The organism is Streptomyces winkii (genome assembly GCF_032248595.1).
GTDB classification, from domain to species: Bacteria; Actinomycetota; Actinomycetes; order Streptomycetales; family Streptomycetaceae; genus Streptomyces; species Streptomyces winkii.
This window is the reverse complement of the sequence record NZ_JASTTH010000008.1, coordinates 430035-448397: the sequence shown is the minus strand read 5'-3', so window position 1 is coordinate 448397 and position 18363 is coordinate 430035. Positions and strand designations below refer to the sequence as shown.

Genomic DNA, 18363 nt, shown 5'->3' with positions numbered 1-18363 from the left:
AGGGCCCGACACCGCGGGTCAGTTGAAGCTGAGTTGTACGTTTCTCGCTACCGCCAGGAGCGCCGCGCGCACGGGCCCTCGTGAGGTGCCGACAGGTATAGTCCACTTGCCGTCAACACTGCAAGATCCAAGCAACCCGAAAGGTGAGTCTTTCCCGAGTTGAGACCTGGCGGATTTCAGGAGGACCGGGGAAGGCCGAAGGCCATGGGAACACGAAGCGGCGGGTGCCGGGAGCTGTTTCCCGGCACCCGCCGCCGTACGCGGTGCCCGTCGCCGAAGCCCGTCGCCCGGAGGTGACCGGGCCGGGCCGCCGCTACTTGCGCAGCAGCGAGCGCAGGACGTACTGCATGATCCCGCCGTTGCGGTAGTAGTCGGCCTCACCAGGGGTGTCGATGCGGACCGTGGCGTCGAAGGAGACGCCCGTCTCCGTGCTGACCCGGACCGTCTCGGGCGTCCCGCCGTCGTTGAGCGCGGTGATGCCGGTGAAGGTGAAGGTCTCCTCCCCGCTCAGGCCCAGCGACTCGGCGCTCTGTCCCTCGGGGAACTGGAGCGGCAGCACGCCCATGCCGATCAGGTTCGAGCGGTGGATGCGCTCGTACGACTCGGCGATGACGGCCTTGACGCCCAGCAGCGCGGTGCCCTTCGCCGCCCAGTCGCGGGACGAGCCCGATCCGTACTCCTTGCCCGCCAGGACGACCAGCGGGATGCCCTGGGCCTGGTAGTTCCGCGAGGCGTCGTAGATGAAGGAGACCGGGGCGTCGGGCTGCGTGAAGTCGCGGGTGTAGCCACCCTCGGTACCTTCTGCGATCTGGTTGCGCAGCCGGATGTTGGCGAACGTCCCGCGGATCATGACCTCGTGGTTGCCGCGCCGCGAACCGTAGCTGTTGAAGTCGCGGCGGGCTACGCCGTGTTCCGTGAGGTACTGGCCCGCGGGGGTGTCGGCCTTGATCGCGCCCGCCGGCGAGATGTGGTCGGTGGTCACGGAGTCGCCCAGCTTGGCCAGGACGCGCGCGCCCGAGATGTCCTCGACGGGCGCGGGCTCGGTGCCCATGCCGTCGAAGTACGGGGGCTTGCGCACGTACGTGGACTCCGGGTCCCACTCGAAGGTGTTGCCGGTCGGCACCGGCAGCGCCTGCCACTGGGCGTCGCCCGAGAAGACGTCCGCGTAGTCCTTGGTGAACATCTCCTGGCCGATGCAGGAGGCGACGACCTCCTCGACCTCCTGCTCGGAGGGCCACAGGTCGGCCAGGCGCACCGGGTTGCCGTCCTGATCGGTGCCGAGCGGCTCGGTGGTGATGTCCACCTTCATCGATCCGGCGATGGCGTAGGCGACGACCAGCGGCGGGGACGCGAGGTAGTTCATCTTCACGTCAGGGTTGATCCGGCCCTCGAAGTTCCGGTTGCCGGAGAGGACGGAGACGACGGCGAGGTCGTTGTCGTTGACGGCCTGCGAGATCTCCTCCGGCAGCGGGCCGGAGTTGCCGATGCAGGTCGTGCAGCCGTAGCCGACGAGGTTGAAGCCGAGCTTGTCCAGGTAGGGGGTCAGGCCGGCGCGGTCGTAGTAGTCCATGACGACCTGCGACCCCGGGGCCAGGGTGGTCTTGACCCACGGCTTGCGCGTGAGGCCCTTCTCCACCGCCTTCTTGGCGACCAGGGCGGCGCCCACCATCACATAGGGGTTGGAGGTGTTGGTGCACGAGGTGATCGCGGCGACCGCGACGGCGCCGTGGTCGATCTCGTACGAGCCCCCATCGGGGCTCGTGACCTGCACGCGCTTGGTGGGCCCGCTGTCCGCCGCCGCGCCGATGGTGGCGTGCTGCGGCTGCCCGCTGCCGTTCTCCTGGTGGCCGTAGGCCGGTGCGTCGCTCGCCGGGAAGGACTCGGAGCTCGCCTCGTCGACGGGCGAGGCCGAGGTCAGCGGCTTCTGCTCCGGTGTGCCGTCGTCCTCGGCGGAGACGTAGTTCGGCAGGTCGGCGAGGAACTGCCGCTTGGCGTCGGCCAGCGCGATGCGGTCCTGCGGGCGCTTCGGCCCGGCGATCGACGGCACGACCGTGGCCAGGTCCAGCTCCAGGTACTCGCTGTACTCGGGCTCGTGGGCCGGGTCGTGCCACATGCCCTGCTCCTTGGCGTACGCCTCGACGAGCTGGAGCTGCTGCTGCGAACGGCCGGTGAGCTTCAGGTAGTTGATGGTCTCCGCGTCGATCGGGAAGATCGCCGCGGTCGAGCCGAACTCCGGCGACATGTTGCCGATCGTGGCGCGGTTCGCGAGCGGCACCGCGCCGACGCCCTCGCCGTAGAACTCCACGAACTTCCCGACGACGCCGTGCTTGCGCAGCATCTCGGTGATCGTGAGGACGAGGTCGGTTGCGGTGGTGCCCGTCGGCAGCGAACCGGTGAGCTTGAAGCCCACTACGCGCGGGATCAGCATGGAGACCGGCTGGCCGAGCATGGCGGCCTCCGCCTCGATGCCGCCGACACCCCAGCCGAGCACGCCCAGCCCGTTGACCATGGTGGTGTGCGAGTCGGTGCCCACGAGGGTGTCCGGGTAGGCCTGGCCGCCGCGGACCATGACCGTACGGGCGAGGTGCTCGATGTTGACCTGGTGGACGATGCCCGTGCCGGGCGGCACGACCTTGAACTCGTCGAAGGCGGTCTGGCCCCAGCGCAGGAACTGGTAGCGCTCGCGGTTGCGCCCGTACTCCAACTCCACGTTCTGCGCGAAGGAGTTGGCCGTGCCGAACTTGTCGGCGATCACGGAGTGGTCGATGACCAGCTCGGCGGGGGCGAGCGGGTTGATGCGGTCCGCGTCGCCGCCCAGCTCCTTGACGGCCTCGCGCATCGTGGCCAGGTCCACCACGCACGGCACGCCGGTGAAGTCCTGCATGATCACGCGGGCGGGCGTGAACTGGATCTCCTGGCTGGGCTGGGCCTTCGGGTCCCAACTGCCCACGGCGCGGATGTGGTCGGCGGTGATGTTAGCGCCGTCCTCGGTACGGAGGAGGTTCTCCAGCAGCACCTTCAGGCTGTACGGCAGGCGGGCTGAGCCCTCCACCTTGTCCAGCTTGAAGATCTCGTACGACTCGTCGCCCACCGGCAGCGTGCTGCGGGCGTCGAAGCTGTTCGCCGACACGACAGTCTCCTTCAGTGCGTCTTGGCATCCGTCCCTGGCCCTGCGGCCGGAGACCCCCAGTGGGCGGGGCTCGCGTGGCCGGCAAGCCCTGCTCAGCTGCGGTGGCATGTGGTGCGCGCGTTCGTACTCGTACTGTGCGCGCGGGCAAGTTATCTCGATGTCGAGATAACTCTAGTACACGACCGCCCCGCGGTCATGCGGGGTGCAGCAACCCACGGGGCCGCCACGCCCGGCCGCGACCGGGGATTCACCGCCCGCGGACACCGCGGGGCACGGCACATGCACCGTACGGACACACCCTCGGTGCGAAGCGATCTCACATGTGAGATATTCTCAATGCATGACTGATGACTACCTGGCCCGCATCGGGCAACTAATCCGTGACGCCCGCCAGCACCGGGGCTGGACACAAGTGAAGCTCGCAGAGGCCCTGGGCACGAGCCAGAGTGCGGTGAATCGGATCGAGCGGGGAAACCAGAACATCAGTCTTGAGATGATCGCGCGCATCTCCGAGGCCCTGGACAGCGAGATCGTCTCGCTCGGCTACTCGGGCCCGATGCATCTGCGCGTCGTCGGCGGGCGCCGCCTGTCCGGCAGCATCGACGTCAAGACGAGCAAGAACGCGTGCGTCGCGCTGCTCTGCGCCTCACTCCTCAACTCCGGCCGTACGGTGCTGCGTCGGGTCGCCCGGATCGAAGAGGTCTTCCGCATCCTGGAGGTCCTCTCGTCGATCGGCGTCCGCGCCCGCTGGATCAACGACGGCGCCGACCTGGAGATCGTGCCCCCCGCGGAGCTCGACCTGGAGGCCATCGACGCCGACGCCGCGCGGCGCACCCGCAGCATCATCATGTTCCTCGGCCCGCTGCTGCACAGGATGGATCAGTTCCGCATCCCGTACGCGGGCGGCTGCGACCTCGGCACGCGCACCGTGCAACCGCACATGATCGCCCTGCGGCGCTTCGGTCTGGAGATCACGGCGACCGAGGGTCTCTACCACGCCGTGGTCGAGCGCTCCGTCACGCCCGGCGGCCCCATCGTGCTGACCGAGCGCGGCGACACCGTCACGGAGAACGCGCTGCTGGCCGCCGCGCGGCACGACGGCGTCACGGTGATCCGCAACGCCTCCCCCAACTACATGGTCCAGGACCTGTGCTTCTTCCTGGAGCAGCTCGGCGTCAAGGTCGAGGGCATCGGGACCACGACGCTGACGGTGCACGGCGTCGCCGAGATCGACGTCGACGTCGACTACTCCCCCTCCGAGGACCCGGTAGAGGCGATGAGCCTGCTGGCGGCCGCGGTCGTCACGGGTTCCGAACTGACCGTGTGCAGGGTGCCGGTGGAGTTCCTGGAGATCGAGCTCGCCGTGCTGGACGAGATGGGCCTCGACACCGACCGCGGCCCCGAGTACGCGGCGGACAACGGGCGCACGCGCCTCGTCGACCTGACGGTGCGGCCCTCGAAGCTGGAGGCGCCCGCGGACAAGATCCATCCGATGCCCTTCCCCGGCATCAACATCGACAACGTCCCCTTCTTCGCGGCCATCGCCGCCGTCGCCGAGGGGCACACGCTGATCCACGACTGGGTCTACGACAACCGCGCCATCTATCTCACGGACCTGAACCGTCTGGGCGGGAGGCTCCAACTTCTCGACCCGCACCGGGTGTTGGTGGAGGGCCCGACGCGCTGGCGCGCCGCCGAGATGATGTGCCCGCCCGCGCTGCGGCCGGCCGTCGTCGTACTGCTGGGGATGCTGGCGGCGGAGGGCACGTCCGTGCTGCGCAACGTCTATGTGATCAACCGGGGTTACGAGGATCTCGCGGAGCGGCTCAACGAAGTCGGCGCGCAGATCGAGACGTTCAGGGACATCTGACCGACGGGGACGCCTGACCGTAGGAGGACGCCGTGCCGGGCAGCACGGCGTCTCGCGGTTCAGGCGTCTCCTCCGTTCACTCCTCTGTTCAGCAACCGCCCGCGGGGCTCGGGCGATTCCGCTCCGGCACCGGCGATCTGGACGCCCCGCAGCCAGGTGCCGCGCACGACGCCCGCGAGTGCGCGGCCCTGGTACGGCGACACAGGATCGCGCTGGTGCAGGTCGGCGACGTCGACCACGAACGCGTCGTCAGGCGTTGTCGTCGACGGCACCGCCCCAGAACCCGACGTCGACGTGCACGCGGTCGCGGGCGGCGATCTCGCCGTCACGGACGCCGACGCTGCCGGAGGTCTCCCCGTTCACGCCGGCGATCCGCCGCGCCCGGAAGACGACGTGGAACTCCCCTGGCGCCGGGGCGCGTTCCGGCACGGTCACCGCCGGGAGATCGGCCAGCCGGTGATCCTCTTCGGCGGCGGGGTCGCCCAGCTGCCGAGCTTGGAGGTGCTGAGCCCGAGACGCACGAGCGACTCGGCGAGGACGACGCCCGCCGTGACACCGTCGACCACCGGCACTCCGACCTCGGACTGGACGCGGTCGGCGACACCCGCCATGCCCGCGCACCCCAGACACACGACCTCGGCGCCGTCGGCCTCGACCGCCTGGGCGGCCTCCTCGACGACGCGCTCGCCGGTACGTCCGAGGTCGTCCTCCAGATCGAGAACCGTCATCTCGGTGGCGCGGATCGAGGCACACCGGGAATCCAGCCCGATCAGTCGCAGCCGGTCGTGGATCTGGGCCCGGGTGCGCCGCAGCGACGTCACCACGGAGAAGCGGCGGCCGAGCAGGCATGCCGTGTGCGCGGCGGCCTCGGTGATGTCCACGACGGGCTTGTCGAGGAGTTCGGCCACACCCTCCTTGCCGTGCTCGCCGAAACCGGCCAGCACGGCGGCGTCGAAGGGCTCCTCGATCGCCTGCAGACGGTCCATGACGGCGACCGCCGCGAGGTAGCTCTCGAAGTTGCTCTCCACGGATTCGGCTCCGAACTCCGGTGTCACCGCCACGATTTCAGTCCCGGGCGCCGCGGCCTTCACGGCCTGCTGACGGATGGCCTCGGTCACGCTCCGGGTGGTGTTGACGTTGGCGACGACGATGCGCATACCACTCCTTTGTGGATTCGGTTCCTCGGTGGATCCGGTGGTCGTGGGCGGTGGTGAGGACCGGCCACCGCCCACGCCCCGGTCAGTGAATTCCTGCGGCGACGGTGGTCTGCCCCAGGTGTTCGCCCGAGACGTCGGTGAAGGTCTGGTTCCGGTCGGCCACCACGAAGTAGACGGCCCCGGCCAGCACGGCACCGATGAACCAGGAGAACGCCGAGAGGATCTCGAAGCCGGGCGTCAGCGCGAGCACGGTCGCGATCGCGGCGGACGGCAGGAAGGCGGTCAGCGCACGGAGGTTGAACCCCCGGCTGTAGGCGTACTCGCCGCCCGGGTCCGTGGTGTAGAGCTCCGGCACGTTGACCTTCGCCCGCCGCAGCAGCCAGTAGTCCACCATGATCACGCCGAACAGCGGGCCGAGCACGGCCCCGAGTCCGGCGAGGAAGATGTTCACCACGGTCGGGTTGTTGTAGAGGTTCCACGGCAGTACGGCCACGGCGAGCACCGCGCTGATGATGCCGCCGCGCCGGAAGTCGATGTACTTCGGCGCGAGGTTCGCCAGGTCGTACGCGGGCGAGACGAAGTTCGCGACGATGTTCACGCCGATGGTGGCGAAGGCGAACATCAGCGCGCCGACGACCAGGACGAACGTGTTGGGCACCTTCGCGATGATCTTGGCGGGGTCGGTGATGATGTCGCCGTAGAGGGTGTAGGAGCCGGCGGTGACGACGATCGAGACCATCGCGAACGCGGTGAAGTTCACCGGCAGGCCCCAGAAGTTGCCGCGGACGACCGAGCGGGTGTCGGGCGCGAAGCGCGAGAAGTCGCAGAAGTTGAGCATCAGCGTGCCGTAGGTGGAGATCGTCAGCCCGGCGGCGCCGAGCATCTGCCACCACATCGCCGACCCGGTCAGCGCGTCCGGCGGGGTCCACGAGATCCGGTCGCCGACGAGCACGAACATCCACACCGCCATCGCCAGCATGACCAGCCAGACGGCCGGGCCCGCCCAGTCCTGGAACTTGCGGATGATCTCCATTCCGAAGGTGAGGATCACGAGTTGGGCGACCCAGAGCCCGACGAAGCAGATCCAGCCGAGGCTGGACAGGCCGAGTATCGAGTCCTCGGTCATCGGCTTCAGGCCCGGATCGATGCGCAGCGCCAGCACCACCACGGCGAGCGAGGCGAGGTAGGTCTGGATGCCGTACCAGGCGATCGCGATCACCGCACGGATCAGCGCGGGGATCTGGGCACCGTGGATGCCGAAGCTGATGCGGGACATCACGGGGAAGGGCACCCCGGTCCGCTGCCCCATGCGGCCCATCAGGTTCATGCCCCAGAAGACGACGAGGATGCCGATCAGCAGGGAGAAGAACGAGGCGACGGCACCGAGTCCGATCGCGAACAGACCGGCGGCGAACGTGTAGTTGCCGATGTTGTGCACGTCGTTCATCCACAACGCGAAGATGCTGTACGTCTTCCAGCGGCGCTCGACGGGAGGGGCGAGGTCGTCGTTGTAGAGGCGCGAGCTGAGGGGTCGGGCTGGCTCGGGTGGCGGCTTCGTAGAAGTCACCGCGGTTGTGACGTGAGCGTTCTCAGGAGACATGGGAGCTCCTAGTTACCGCGAGACGAAGGAATAATTCCGCGATGCGGAAGTATATTTGAACGTATACGTAAACTAGAAGCGGCCGTTCCCGCGGTCAAGGGCACGGCTGTTACGAGCGCGGAAACTCTCGTAACGTCTGACGTCAGCCACGGGGCGTGCTCGACGGATCAGGCCACGTGGATCGTGATCAATCGGGACTCCGTACACGCCGCAGGACATTCCGAACCAGAGCTTAGGCTGGGATGCGACTCCGAGGAGGCCTTGTGTCCGTGACTGGCGACCCCCCTATAGGGAAGTCCGGTGTGGGGTCCGCGCCGGGCGGACCCGACCGGCGCGGACCGCTGCGGGACCTGGTCCGCGACGCGCTTCAGGCACGGATCAGTCAGGGCGTTCTCCGGCCCGGCGACCGGATCTTCGAGCAGGACGTCGCCGCGGAGTTCGGGGTGTCCCGGGTGCCGGTGCGCGAAGCCATCCGCATGCTGCAGAGCGAGGGCCTGGTCGACGTGCTGCCGCAGCGGCGCGGCGTCTTCGTCCGCAGGCTCGGCCGCCGGCAGGTCGAGGAGCTCTTCGACGTACGCGAGGCGCTCGACGTGCTGGCCGCGAAGCTCGCGGCGGAGCGCGCACGGACGGAGCCGGAGGATCGGCTCGGGGAGCTGGCCGACCGAGCGCGCCGCGCATGGGAGGCCGGTGACATCGAGGCGATGTCCGACGCCAATGCCGACTTCCACGACCAGCTCATCGTGATGTCGGGCAACGAGGTCCTCGCGTCCATCCTTGAGCCGCTGCACGGGCGTCTGGCCTTGCTGTTCCGGCTCAACCAGGAGCCCGCCCGGGTCTGCGGCGAGCACGACGAACTGCACGCCGCGGTCATGGCAGGCGATGTCGAGCGGGCGCAGGAGGTGGCGCGGCGGCACGTGCGGTCGAGCCGCAAGATGGTTCTCGACCGCGTCCTGTACTGACGCCGCCCCTGCCCGGCCCGCTGGAAACTGCCGGCTTACGGTCGGACAGGTGCGGCTGCGTGGAGCCGTCCACCGTCAAGGGGCGATACCCACGCCGTCGATCCGGCTCCACGCCTGCTCCTGCGCGGCGGTCATGGCGGGCCAGTCGAGTCCGCCGGGCCGGGGCCGCACCCGCGAGGCGTACGACGAGGGCTGGAACCCGGGGTCGTAGAAGCAACCGCTGCCGTACTTCTCGTCGAAGGCGCCGCAGGAGGCCGCGACGGAGTGCGGGGTCGGCTTGCGGCCGGAGCGCACCCAAGTGTCCAGCGTGGCGACGGAGTTGGCGTACTCGGCGTTGCTCAGCTCGCTGTGCTCGGTCTCCTTGGTGAACGTCTGGACGAGGTTCCCGGACGTGCCGGCGCCCTGAAGAGTGGCGCGGTAGGCGGCTTCGTGCTCCACGAAGGCCGTCGGATCGTCGATGGCGTGCAGGGTGAGGACCGGAAGGGAGACCTTGCCGGTGAGGTCGCTGTCGTAGGAGAGGTCACGCCGTGCGGTGGGATCGGCCGCGAACCGCTCGACGCCCGCGTTGAGCGCCTCGTCGTCGTGCGAACCCGAGTACCGCACACCCCGGTTGCTGAACGGATTACGGCCGCCGAGCCGGTTGGAGACGATGTCCCGGAACGTGAAGGTCGCGAACCGCAGATGCGACTCGAGCGAACGCTCCGGGATGCGCGTGACGGCGAGGATGTCGTCGAGGTTGCGCTGCTGCGCCGCGGTCCGGTCCGCGGGGCCGGACGCATAACCCGTGCACTCCTGAAGGCGGGCGCGAAGCCCGGCGCTGGTCATGGTGGAGTCGGGGCGCAGCCCCTGCCACAGCGGGTACTGGGGCTCGGTCGGACGGGGATGGTTGTGGCAGTAGTACTGGTAGACCGCCCGCAGGTCCACCCGGTAGTCGTAGCCGCGCGAACCGCCGCCGAGGACGCCGTTGGTCAGCAGCACTCCGTCGTAGGCGCCCGGCTTCCTGCCGTAGGTCTCCGCGACCTTGGCGGCGACGTTGCCGCCCCAGGACTGGCCGTGGAGATAGGTCCGCTCCGGCCGGCCGAACGAGTCGGCGAACAGACGGCGTACGTTCTCGGTGTCGGCGGCCGCCATCCGTGAGCCGTAGCCGCCGCGGCGGTAGGAGGAGCCGGCCCAGGCGTATCCCTCGTCGACCATCACCGACCAGCGGTCCAGGTCCTCGGTGCTGCGGGACGGGTCCGAGGAGTCGCCGAGGTCGGGACCGCCGTGGGCGTGCACGACGAGGGATCCGTTCCAGCGCGCCGGCACGGCCATCGTGTAGTACGCCCCGTTGGCGTCCTGGCCGGTGTAACACCTCGCCTTGCCGGCGAGGTTGGGCGGACAGTCGGCAGCCTCCGGGTGCGCGGTCTGCGCGTGGGCGGCGGGCACGGTGCCGAGCGTGGCGAGGAGCACAGCCGCCAGTCCGGTCGCCAGTACCGCCGGGCGGCGCTTGCCGTACGAAGCCCGCCAGGACGTACGAGTGGGCGCGTCAGGTGTGTTCATAGAGCGGCTCCCAAGTGAGTGCTCTGCGCGAGGTTGCGCGGCGAGCGGGGACGTTACAACCGCCCCGGCACGCGAGCCATCCTTCGGGTAATTGCGTGCATAGTGTTCCCTGACGCGCTCCGAGCTGGAGCTTCAACGGCCGCCGCGCGCGGCGGGGTTGCCGCTCTGCGTCACCCGGTAGTGCGACGGAGAGACCCCGTACCGGGCGGTGAACGCCTGCCGCAGCGTCTCGGCCGAGCCGAACCCGCACCGGGCGGCCACGCCCGCCACGGGCAGCGAGGGAAGTGGCTCGTCACCAACGGAGGTCGCGTTCACGCCACCCCAACTGGCCGAAAGCTTTTCCCCGTTAACCATTGTCTAGACCAATGGACGGCGCTAGCGTGCTGACGCGCCTGAACAAGGCTGCAATCTTCACCACCCCCACCCCCCACGATGGGAGCTTGTCGTGCGCCCACACCTGACACAGCGTCGCAAGATCGCGCTCGGGATCGCGTCCGTGCTCGCAGTCGCCGGAGCGGCCGGAATCGGCTTCTCCGCGCAGGCCAGCAACGTCGACCTCGACCAGCACACAAAGGCCGCAGCGCCCAGCGGGCTGAACGGCCCGTACCTCTACACCGGCGCCGGAAAGGTGCCGGAGGCCGTCCAGTTCATGAAGGACACCGGCAACAAGCAGCTCACGCTCGCCTTCATCCTGGCCAAGGGAGGCTGTGAGCCGGCGTGGGACGGGCAGCGCCCGCTCACCGGCGGCGAGGACGAGAAGACGATCAAGGCGGTCCAGGAGGCGGGCGGAGACGTCACCCCGTCCATCGGCGGCTACAACGGCTCCAAGCTGGGTGAAGCGTGCGGCAGCGCCGAGGAGTTGGCCGCCGCGTACCAGAAGATCATCGACGCCTACCAGCTCAAGTCGATCGACATCGATATCGAGGCGAACGAGTTCGAGATGCCGAACGTGAGGCAGAAGGTCATCGACGCTCTGAAGATCGTCAAGGACAAGAACAAGGACACCAAGGTCTATCTGACCTTCCCGACCCTCGAACAGGCCCCGACCGACAACGGCAAGGACCTGATCAAGAAGGGCGCCGCCGCCGGTCTCGACGTGGACGGCTGGACCGTCATGCCCTTCGACTTCGGACACGGCGACCAGGACATGGCCAAGGCCACGCAGACCGCGGTGGACGGACTCGCGAAGATCGTGGCCGACGAATACAAGATCGACCAGGAGAAGGCGTACAGCAAGGTCGGCTTCTCGTCGATGAACGGCAAGACCGACCAGCCGAACGAGTCCATATCGCCCGCGGACTTCCAGAAGATGGTCGACTTCGCCACGGAGAAGCACCTGGCGCGCGTCAGTTTCTGGTCGGCCAACCGCGACCGCCCGTGCTCCAGCGGGGACGGCAACGACTCGTGCAGCGGAATCGACCAGAAGGAATGGGAGTTCTCCAAGATCCTTGCCGGCTACCAGGGTTAGGACATGTCCCACGTGGTGAGGCGGACGGGCGCCGCGAACGCGGGCACCGCCCGGCTCCGCCTCACCACCGGGTTCGGCGGTCCCGGCCTACGGCTCGACGCGGATGGCCACGGCCGGGCACACCGCCGCGGCGTGCCGGACGTCCTCCGCGCTCTCCGCGGGCGGGGAGTCGTCGAGCAGGACCGCGATGCCGTCCTCGTCCCGCTGGTCGAACACCTCGGGGGCGGCCATCACGCACTGCCCCGAGGAAACACACTTGTCCTGGTCGAGGATGACTTTCACGCTGCGCTCCTTACGGGAGGGGCCGGTTGAGGAAGCCGGGACGGCTGAGCCGGGCTCACCAGGCCACCGGCAGTTCGTACACGCCGTAGACCGAGCCGTCGTGTTTGAAGGGGATGTCCCGCATCGCGGCGGCGAGACGCAGGTTCGGGATGCGGCGGTACAGGGTGCCGTAGACGACCTGGAGTTCCATGCGTGCCAGGGGCTGGCCCAGGCACTGGTGGACGCCGAAGCCGAAGGCGACGTGGTGCCGGGCGTCGCGGTGCACGTCCAGGCGGTCGGGGTCGGCGAAGGCGTCCGGGTCGCGGTTGCCGATGTCGTTGGGGATGACCAGTCCGTCTCCGGCCTGGATCGTCTGCCCGGCGATCGTGATGGGCTCCAGCGCCACCCTGCGCCGGCCGCTGTGGGTGATGTGGAGATAGCGCAGCAGCTCCTCCACGGCTCCGGCGATCAGCTTCGGGTCCGTCGTCTCGCGGAGCGCGTCGAGTTGGCGCGGGTGCTCCAGCAGGGCGAGCGTCCCGAGCGCGATCATGTTGGCGGTGGTCTCGTGGCCCGCGATCAGCAGCAGGACGCCCATGCGTGCCGCTTCGAGGCGGGTCAGCTCACCGTCCTTCACCCGTGCCGCGAGTTGGGAGAGCAGGTCCTCGTCGGGGCTGTCGGACTTCTCCCCCACCAGGGCGTCCAGATACTCGGACAGACGGCCCAGAGCGACGCCCCGCTCCTCCACGGTGGAGTCGCGGTTGATGATCGTCTTGCTGTTCTCCTGGAAGAAGTCGTGGTCCGCGTACGGCACTCCGAGCAGTTCGCAGATGACGAGCGAGGGGACGGGCAGGGCGAAGGCCTCCACCAGGTCCACCGGTACGGGTCCGGCGAGCATGTCGTCGATGAGGGAGTCCACGATCTGCTGGACCCTCGGCCGCAGGCTCTCCACGCGCTTGATGGTGAAGGGCGCGGTGACCATCCGCCGCTGCCGCGCATGTTCGGGGTCGTCCATCAAGATGAAGCCGATGGTGTTGGTACGGCTCGCGGCCTGGCTGGGATACCCGGGGCGCGTGATGTCCGCGCTGACACGGGGGTCGGACAGCAGCGCCCGCTGGTCCGCGTACCGGGTCACCAGCCACGGCGTACTGCCGTCCCACAGGCGGACCTTCGTGAGCGGTCCCTTCTCCTGCTGCTCGCGCAGTTGCGGGGGCGGGTCGAAGGGGCATGCCGCCGCGCGCGGCATCGGGAATTCGGGGATATCGGCCTGCTGCCGTTCGGCCGGGGACTTGGTTCCGGTCATGTCGTCCTCTCAACTCGGGTGGCCTGCCTCGCCGTTCACGATGCCGCCGCCAGGCGTACGGGCAGGGCGCAGCCGCGGTCGGAATGCGCGGTGGAGGGGTCAGGCGGCCGGCGCGAGTGCGGCGTACGCGGTCGCGAGTTCACGTCTGTACGGGAGTGTCTGCTTCGGCATGTTCCAGCCGAGGACGCCCGTGACCGCGCCGCCGCGGCGGTGGACGGCGACGAAGCGTCCGCCGGCCATGTCGCCTTCCACGACGGTGAGTTCGGCGTCCGCGGCAGGTCGTCCGTACATCTGCACCTTGGTGCCGAACTGGTCGGTCCAGAAGTAGGGCACCGGACGGTAGGGCCGGGTCCCGCCCAGCATCACGGAGGCCACGGCGAGAGCCTGTTCGGTGGCGTTCGTACGGTTCTCCAGGCGCACGTGCGTGCCCAGCACGTCGTGGTGCCAGCGGGCGACGTCCCCGGCGGCGTAGACACTTTCGGCCGCACGGCAGCGAGAGTCGCACACCACTCCGTCGTCCTGCCGCAGCCCGCTGCCGTCGAGCCAGTCCGTGGCGGGGACGGCGCCGAGCGCGACGACGACCACGTCGGCGGGCAGCGTCTCACCGGTCTCCAGGCGGACTCCCGTGACGCGCCCCCGTTCGCCGGTCAGGCTCCGTACGGCGGCTCCGGGCCGCAGCCGTACGCCATGGGCGGTGTGCAGCCGGGCCAGGAGAGCCGCCGCGCCGTGGCCGAGCTGTGCCGCCATCGGCGCGGGCTGGGGGCCCGCCAGGGTGACGTCCGCGCCCATGTCCCGGGCGGTGGCGGCGACTTCGCAGCCGAGCACGCCGTCCCCGACGACGACGAGCCGCCTTCCGGACTTCTCCGAGGGCGTCCCCGGAGCTCCCGGCACCGCGGGCGCGCCCGGTGCGCCCGGCCGGTCCGCGGGGTCCGGCGGCAGCAGATCCGAGCGCAGGGCCAGCGCGTCGTCGAGGGTGCGCAGGACGTGCGCTCCGGCGAGGTCCGGCTGCCCGGGGAGCCGTCTCGTCCGTACGCCGGTCGCCACCACGACGGCGTCGGCGCGCAGTGTCCGTCCGGCGGCCGTGCGGACGGTCCGGGCCCCGGCGTCGAGTCCGACGGCGCGATCGCCGAGTACGAACTCCGCGCCCAGTCCAGCCAGTTGAGCCTCGTCCCGGAGCGCGGCCCGCCCGTGCTCCCAGTGCCCGGCCAGTATCTGCTTGGAGAGCGGGGGACGGTCGTACGGTGCGTGAGGCTCGTCCCCGAGCACGGTCAGCGTGCCCTGGTAGCCGCGCCGGCGCAGGGCTTCAGCGGTGGCGAGCCCGGCGGCGGAGGCGCCCACCACCAGGACGGAGACCGGCACGGTCACGAGGTCTTTCTCCTTCGTCTCGCGGGGGCACGGTCCCGTACGGAGCGGGACCGCGGAGGTCGGCAGAAAGGGGCGGCGGTCACGACCGGGCAGTCACAGCCCGTCAGTCACGGCCCGGCTGTGACGGCGCGTCAGTCACGGCCCGTCGGTCACCGGCGCCAGCCACAGCCCGGTGATCGCGTCGATGAGGCCACTGGCGTACGCGTCCCAGCTCGACCGTGCGGTGTGGGTGCCGTCGGCGAGTGCCCGTTCGCGTTCGGCCAGGGTGTGCACCAGCAGATGGCGGGCCATGTCGCCGCGCTCGATCCGTACCGGCAGGGGCAGTTCGGGCAGACATCTGTTGAGCCCGTCCATGGTCTGCTGGATCGAGGGCCCGAACGTCTCGTCGATCATGAGCTCGCGGAGCACCGGATCGGTCATGAGCTGGGCGCCGAATCGCGCGTACCAGGTGGGGCTCCCCAGCTCCGTCAGATGCCGGGTGCTGGGACGCACGAGGCAGGCGACCCAGTCCCGTACTCCGGCGGAGTCGCCGGCGTCGGCCAGCATCTGTTCGCGGAGCTCGTTGATGCGCTCGCCGTGCTTGCGGACGATCGCCCTCAGCAGGTCGGTCTTGGTGCCGAAGTGGTACCCGACGGCGGCGTTGTTGCCCTGCCCGGCGGCCTCGCTGATCTGCCGGTTGGAGACGGTGAACACGCCGTGCTCGGCGAACATCCGCTCGGCGACGGTGAGGATCGTCTCCCGGGTCGCCGACACCTTCTCGGAGCGGGCTGCTCTCGGGGTCACCGTCACCACCTCACTGGGACTTCGCGCAGACCGCCGACGACGAGCCCCTCGATCGGGCGCAACTCCTCGGGCGGCACGGCGAGTTCGAGGGTGGGCAGACGCCGCAGCAGCACGTCGAGCACGGCCTGCAACTCGGTGCGGGCGAGCGACTGGCCGAGGCAGGAATGCGGCCCCGCGCCGAAGGCGAGATGGGGGTTGGGGCTGCGGTCGAGGCGCATGCGGTCCGCGTCCTCGAAGGCCTCCTCGTCCCTGTTGGCGGCGGCCATGCTGCACACCAGGGTGCTGCCGCGGGGAACGCCGGCTCCGGCGACCTCGACGTCCTCCTTCACGTAACGCGGCATGCCGAAGCCGGGGTTGGCGTCGAACCGCAGCGCCTCCTCGACGGCCGTACGGACGAGCGAGCGGTCGGCCACCAGGCTCTCCCACCGCGTCCGGTCGGAGAGCAGCATCGCCACCATCTTGCCGATCATGTTCGCGGTGGTCTCGTGCCCGGCGATGAGCAACGCCTGGCCGGTGGCCGCGAGTTCGCCGTCGGTCAGCCGTCCGCCGTCGGAGTCGGTCGTGGTGATGAGCGCGCTGAGCAGGTCGTCGCCAGGATCGCGGCGCTTGGCCTCCAGATGACCGGCCATGTACGCGTGGAACTCCGCCTGCGCCGCGTCGATCTCCTCCTGGCCGTACCGGGTGAGGTTGAGCAGCATGTCGGACCAGCGGGCGAAGCGGTCCCTGTCGGAGTCCGGCACACCGAGCAGATCGCAGATCACCCACACCGGCAGCGGGAAGCCGACGCACGCCTTGAGGTCCGCCGGATGACCGCGCTCGACCATCTCGTCCACCAGCCGTCCGGTCATCGCCTCGATGCCCGGACGCAGCATGGTCATCCGCTTCGCGGTGAACCACTTGGTCAGCATCCGCCGCCAGCGCCGCTGTCCGGCGCCGGCGAGCGACTCGGCCATCGAGTCGTTGAAGACTCCGCCGGACTCGTTGGCCGACACCCTCGCGGCGTCGTCGGCGTCGAGCTGCCGCGTACATCTCGGCTCGGAGAGGACCTGCTTCACGTCGTCGTACCGCGTCACGAGCGACGCGCTGTCCCCGCTGGGCAGCACGACCGGCGCGACCGGCGACTCCCTGCGCAGCACCGCCCACTCCGCGGGCGGCTCCAACGCGTCCTCCAACGGCAGGGGATACGTCAGCGCACTGCCACGGCCGTCCTTGCTCACCGCGCTCTCCCTTCGACCCGGGACCGAGTGGTCAGTGAACGCCGTCCGCTAAGCTAAGTCAAGCGCGTGACTTAAATTCTCCCCGCGCCCCCGGCCAGCTGCCTGCTCCGCGCGTTCAAGCGCGCGGACGAGAGATACGGAGGACCTTCGTGGCGTCCACTCCTGCCGCGCCGCTCGACGAGACGCCGCTCGACGAGAGCCCCGATGGCGCCCAACAGGCAAGGGCGAACGGCATGGTGGCGGTGCTCGCCTTCGCGGGCATCGCCGTCGCACTCATGCAGACCCTCGTCATCCCGCTGGTGCCGCAGCTCCCGCGCCTGCTCAACGCCTCGGCGGCGGACGCTGCTTGGGCGATCACCGTCACGCTGCTCGCGGGCGCCGTCGCCACCCCCGTCATGGGGCGGCTGGGCGACATGTACGGCAAGCGCCGCATGCTGCTGCTCAGCCTCGCCCTGCTGGTGGCCGGATCGGTGGTCTGCGCGTTCAGCGACAGCCTGCTGCCGATGGTCGCCGGACGGACGTTGCAGGGCCTGGCCGCGGGCGTCATCCCGCTCGGCATCAGCATCATGCGCGACGAACTCCCGGCCCACCGGCTCGGATCGGCGACCGCGCTGATGAGCGCCTCCCTCGGCGTCGGCGGCGCCCTCGGACTGCCCGCGGTCGCCTTCCTGGCCGAACGGATCGACTGGCACATGCTGTTCTGGGCCGCGGCGGGCATGGGCGCCCTGGCCGGCGTGCTGGTCGTGACCCTCGTACGGGAATCCCCGGTACGAACCGGCGGACGCTTCGACGTCATAGGCGCCGCCGGCCTGTCCACCGTGCTGGTCTGCCTGCTGCTCGCGATCTCCAAGGGCGCCGACTGGGGCTGGACCAGCGGCAGTACGGCAGGACTGATCGCCGTTGCCGTCGTCGTACTGCCGCTGTGGACCCGCTGGGAGCGTCGCGCGGCACGGCCGCTCGTGGACCTGCACGCCACCACGCGCCGCCAGGTGCTGCTCACCAACGCCGCGTCCGCCGTCTTCGGCTTCGCGATGTTCGCGATGTCGCTCGTCCTGCCGCAGGTGCTGCAACTCCCGGAGGCGACCGGCTACGGACTCGGCGCCTCCATGGTCACCGTCGGCCTGGTCATGGGCCCGTCCGGCCTGGTGATGATGGCGATGGCGCCCGTCTCGGCGGCCGTCTCCCGTACGAAGGGCCCCAAGGTGACGCTGATGACCGGGGCCCTCGTGGTCGCCGCCGGATACGGGATGAGCATCGGGATGATGTCCGCCCTGTGGCAGCTGGTGCTGGTCTCCGCGGTGATCGGGGGCGGCATCGGACTGGCTTACGGCGCCATGCCGGCCCTCATCATGGCCGCCGTCCCGGTCTCCGGGACGGCGGCGGCCAACAGCCTCAACACGCTGATGCGCGCCGTCGGTACGTCCGTCTCCAGCGCTGTCGCGGGCGTCGTACTTGCCCAGATGACCCTGTCGTTCGGCCACCTCGCCGTGCCCTCCCAGAACGCATTCCGCACCGTCATGGCCATCGGCGCGGCCGCGGCCCTGATCGCCCTCGCGCTCGCGTCCTTCCTTCCGCGCCACTCACCGGCGGCGGCGCCGGCCGGGCACGGCGCGGAACGGAAACCGGCGAGGGTGCGTACCGGCGACTGAACACCCGCACTCCTGCGGGTACGAGGCAGCCCGATCCCGTCCGATCCCGTCCCATCGGTGAGCCC

The 18363-nt window shown here is 69.7% G+C and carries 15 protein-coding genes and 1 pseudogene; 4 read left to right on the top strand and 12 right to left on the bottom strand.

Annotated features, from left to right (window positions below; genetic code table 11):
- Window positions 1-313: 313 nt before the first annotated feature.
- Window positions 314-3145 (bottom strand): aconitate hydratase, encoded by a 2832-nt coding sequence (locus tag QQM67_RS25350; RefSeq protein WP_314176844.1) that lies wholly within the window; start codon window positions 3143-3145, stop codon window positions 314-316.
- 325 nt (window positions 3146-3470) lie between these two features.
- Here QQM67_RS25350 and QQM67_RS25345 point away from each other — a divergent pair, with 325 nt between their 5' ends.
- Window positions 3471-5000, top strand: a complete 1530-nt coding sequence (locus QQM67_RS25345) for a helix-turn-helix domain-containing protein (RefSeq protein WP_314176757.1) — start codon at window positions 3471-3473, stop codon at window positions 4998-5000.
- A 59-nt stretch (window positions 5001-5059) separates the two neighbouring features.
- Here the strand turns inward: QQM67_RS25345 and QQM67_RS25340 are convergent, their stop codons facing one another.
- From QQM67_RS25340 to QQM67_RS25325, 4 genes are all read right to left on the bottom strand, one after another.
- Complete coding sequence (locus QQM67_RS25340; protein ID WP_314176755.1) at window positions 5060-5272, bottom strand: hypothetical protein; 213 nt, start codon at window positions 5270-5272, stop codon at window positions 5060-5062.
- Complete coding sequence (locus QQM67_RS25335; RefSeq protein WP_314176753.1) at window positions 5250-5435, bottom strand: hypothetical protein; 186 nt, start codon at window positions 5433-5435, stop codon at window positions 5250-5252. Before QQM67_RS25335 ends, QQM67_RS25340 begins: the two co-directional genes overlap by 23 nt.
- Window positions 5432-6157: an aspartate/glutamate racemase family protein gene (locus tag QQM67_RS25330; RefSeq protein WP_314176751.1), complete on the bottom strand. Its 726-nt coding sequence runs from the start codon at window positions 6155-6157 to the stop codon at window positions 5432-5434. Before QQM67_RS25330 ends, QQM67_RS25335 begins: the two co-directional genes overlap by 4 nt.
- Before the next feature lie 82 nt (window positions 6158-6239).
- Complete coding sequence (locus tag QQM67_RS25325; protein ID WP_314176749.1) at window positions 6240-7757, bottom strand: NCS1 family nucleobase:cation symporter-1; 1518 nt, start codon at window positions 7755-7757, stop codon at window positions 6240-6242.
- 269 nt (window positions 7758-8026) lie between these two features.
- Between QQM67_RS25325 and QQM67_RS25320 the strand changes: the two genes are divergently transcribed.
- Window positions 8027-8716 carry a GntR family transcriptional regulator gene (locus QQM67_RS25320; RefSeq protein WP_314176747.1) on the top strand — a complete coding sequence of 230 codons (690 nt, stop codon included), beginning with the start codon at window positions 8027-8029 and terminating at the stop codon, window positions 8714-8716.
- Window positions 8717-8791: 75 nt separating this feature from the next.
- Here QQM67_RS25320 and QQM67_RS25315 read toward each other — a convergent pair whose 3' ends face one another.
- Window positions 8792-10255 (bottom strand): alpha/beta hydrolase family protein, encoded by a 1464-nt coding sequence (locus QQM67_RS25315; RefSeq protein WP_314176745.1) that lies wholly within the window; start codon window positions 10253-10255, stop codon window positions 8792-8794.
- Between the two features lie 132 nt (window positions 10256-10387).
- Window positions 10388-10534, bottom strand: a pseudogene (locus tag QQM67_RS25310) (helix-turn-helix domain-containing protein); the annotation flags it as partial.
- A 166-nt stretch (window positions 10535-10700) separates the two neighbouring features.
- Here QQM67_RS25310 and QQM67_RS25305 point away from each other — a divergent pair.
- Window positions 10701-11723 (top strand): chitinase, encoded by a 1023-nt coding sequence (locus QQM67_RS25305; RefSeq protein WP_314176742.1) that lies wholly within the window; start codon window positions 10701-10703, stop codon window positions 11721-11723.
- 87 nt (window positions 11724-11810) lie between these two features.
- Here the strand turns inward: QQM67_RS25305 and QQM67_RS25300 are convergent, their stop codons facing one another.
- The 5 genes from QQM67_RS25300 to QQM67_RS25280 all read right to left on the bottom strand — a co-directional run bounded on the left by QQM67_RS25300 (window position 11811) and on the right by QQM67_RS25280 (window position 16649).
- The gene (locus QQM67_RS25300; RefSeq protein WP_314176740.1) at window positions 11811-12005 is read right to left on the bottom strand and encodes a ferredoxin; all 195 of its coding nucleotides are present in this window, start codon (window positions 12003-12005) and stop codon (window positions 11811-11813) included.
- Window positions 12006-12060: 55 nt separating this feature from the next.
- On the bottom strand, window positions 12061-13284 hold the full coding sequence (locus tag QQM67_RS25295) for a cytochrome P450 (protein WP_314176738.1): 1224 nt from the start codon (window positions 13282-13284) through the stop codon (window positions 12061-12063).
- A 99-nt stretch (window positions 13285-13383) separates the two neighbouring features.
- Entirely contained in the window at window positions 13384-14649 is a 1266-nt protein-coding gene (locus QQM67_RS25290) for an NAD(P)/FAD-dependent oxidoreductase (RefSeq protein WP_314176737.1), read from the bottom strand.
- A gap of 135 nt (window positions 14650-14784) precedes the next feature.
- Entirely contained in the window at window positions 14785-15432 is a 648-nt protein-coding gene (locus QQM67_RS25285) for a TetR/AcrR family transcriptional regulator (protein WP_314176736.1), read from the bottom strand.
- Between the two features lie 2 nt (window positions 15433-15434).
- A complete protein-coding gene (locus QQM67_RS25280; RefSeq protein ID WP_314176734.1) occupies window positions 15435-16649 on the bottom strand; it encodes a cytochrome P450 in 1215 nt (404 codons plus the stop codon).
- 233 nt (window positions 16650-16882) lie between these two features.
- Here QQM67_RS25280 and QQM67_RS25275 point away from each other — a divergent pair, with 233 nt between their 5' ends.
- The gene (locus QQM67_RS25275) at window positions 16883-18298 is read left to right on the top strand and encodes an MFS transporter (protein WP_314176841.1); all 1416 of its coding nucleotides are present in this window, start codon (window positions 16883-16885) and stop codon (window positions 18296-18298) included.
- Window positions 18299-18363 lie beyond the last annotated feature (65 nt).

What these genes read in the sequence shown, in the direction of transcription:
- QQM67_RS25295 (WP_314176738.1), bottom strand. Translation starts at nt 13,284, where the DNA reads ATGACCGGAACCAAGTCCCCGGCCGAACGGCAGCAGGCCGATATCCCC.
- QQM67_RS25315 (WP_314176745.1), bottom strand. Translation starts at nt 10,255, where the DNA reads ATGAACACACCTGACGCGCCCACTCGTACGTCCTGGCGGGCTTCGTAC.
- QQM67_RS25330 (WP_314176751.1), bottom strand. Translation starts at nt 6,157, where the DNA reads ATGCGCATCGTCGTCGCCAACGTCAACACCACCCGGAGCGTGACCGAG.
- QQM67_RS25325 (WP_314176749.1), bottom strand. Translation starts at nt 7,757, where the DNA reads ATGTCTCCTGAGAACGCTCACGTCACAACCGCGGTGACTTCTACGAAG.
- QQM67_RS25345 (WP_314176757.1), top strand. Translation starts at nt 3,471, where the DNA reads ATGACTGATGACTACCTGGCCCGCATCGGGCAACTAATCCGTGACGCC.
- QQM67_RS25275 (WP_314176841.1), top strand. Translation starts at nt 16,883, where the DNA reads ATGGTGGCGGTGCTCGCCTTCGCGGGCATCGCCGTCGCACTCATGCAG.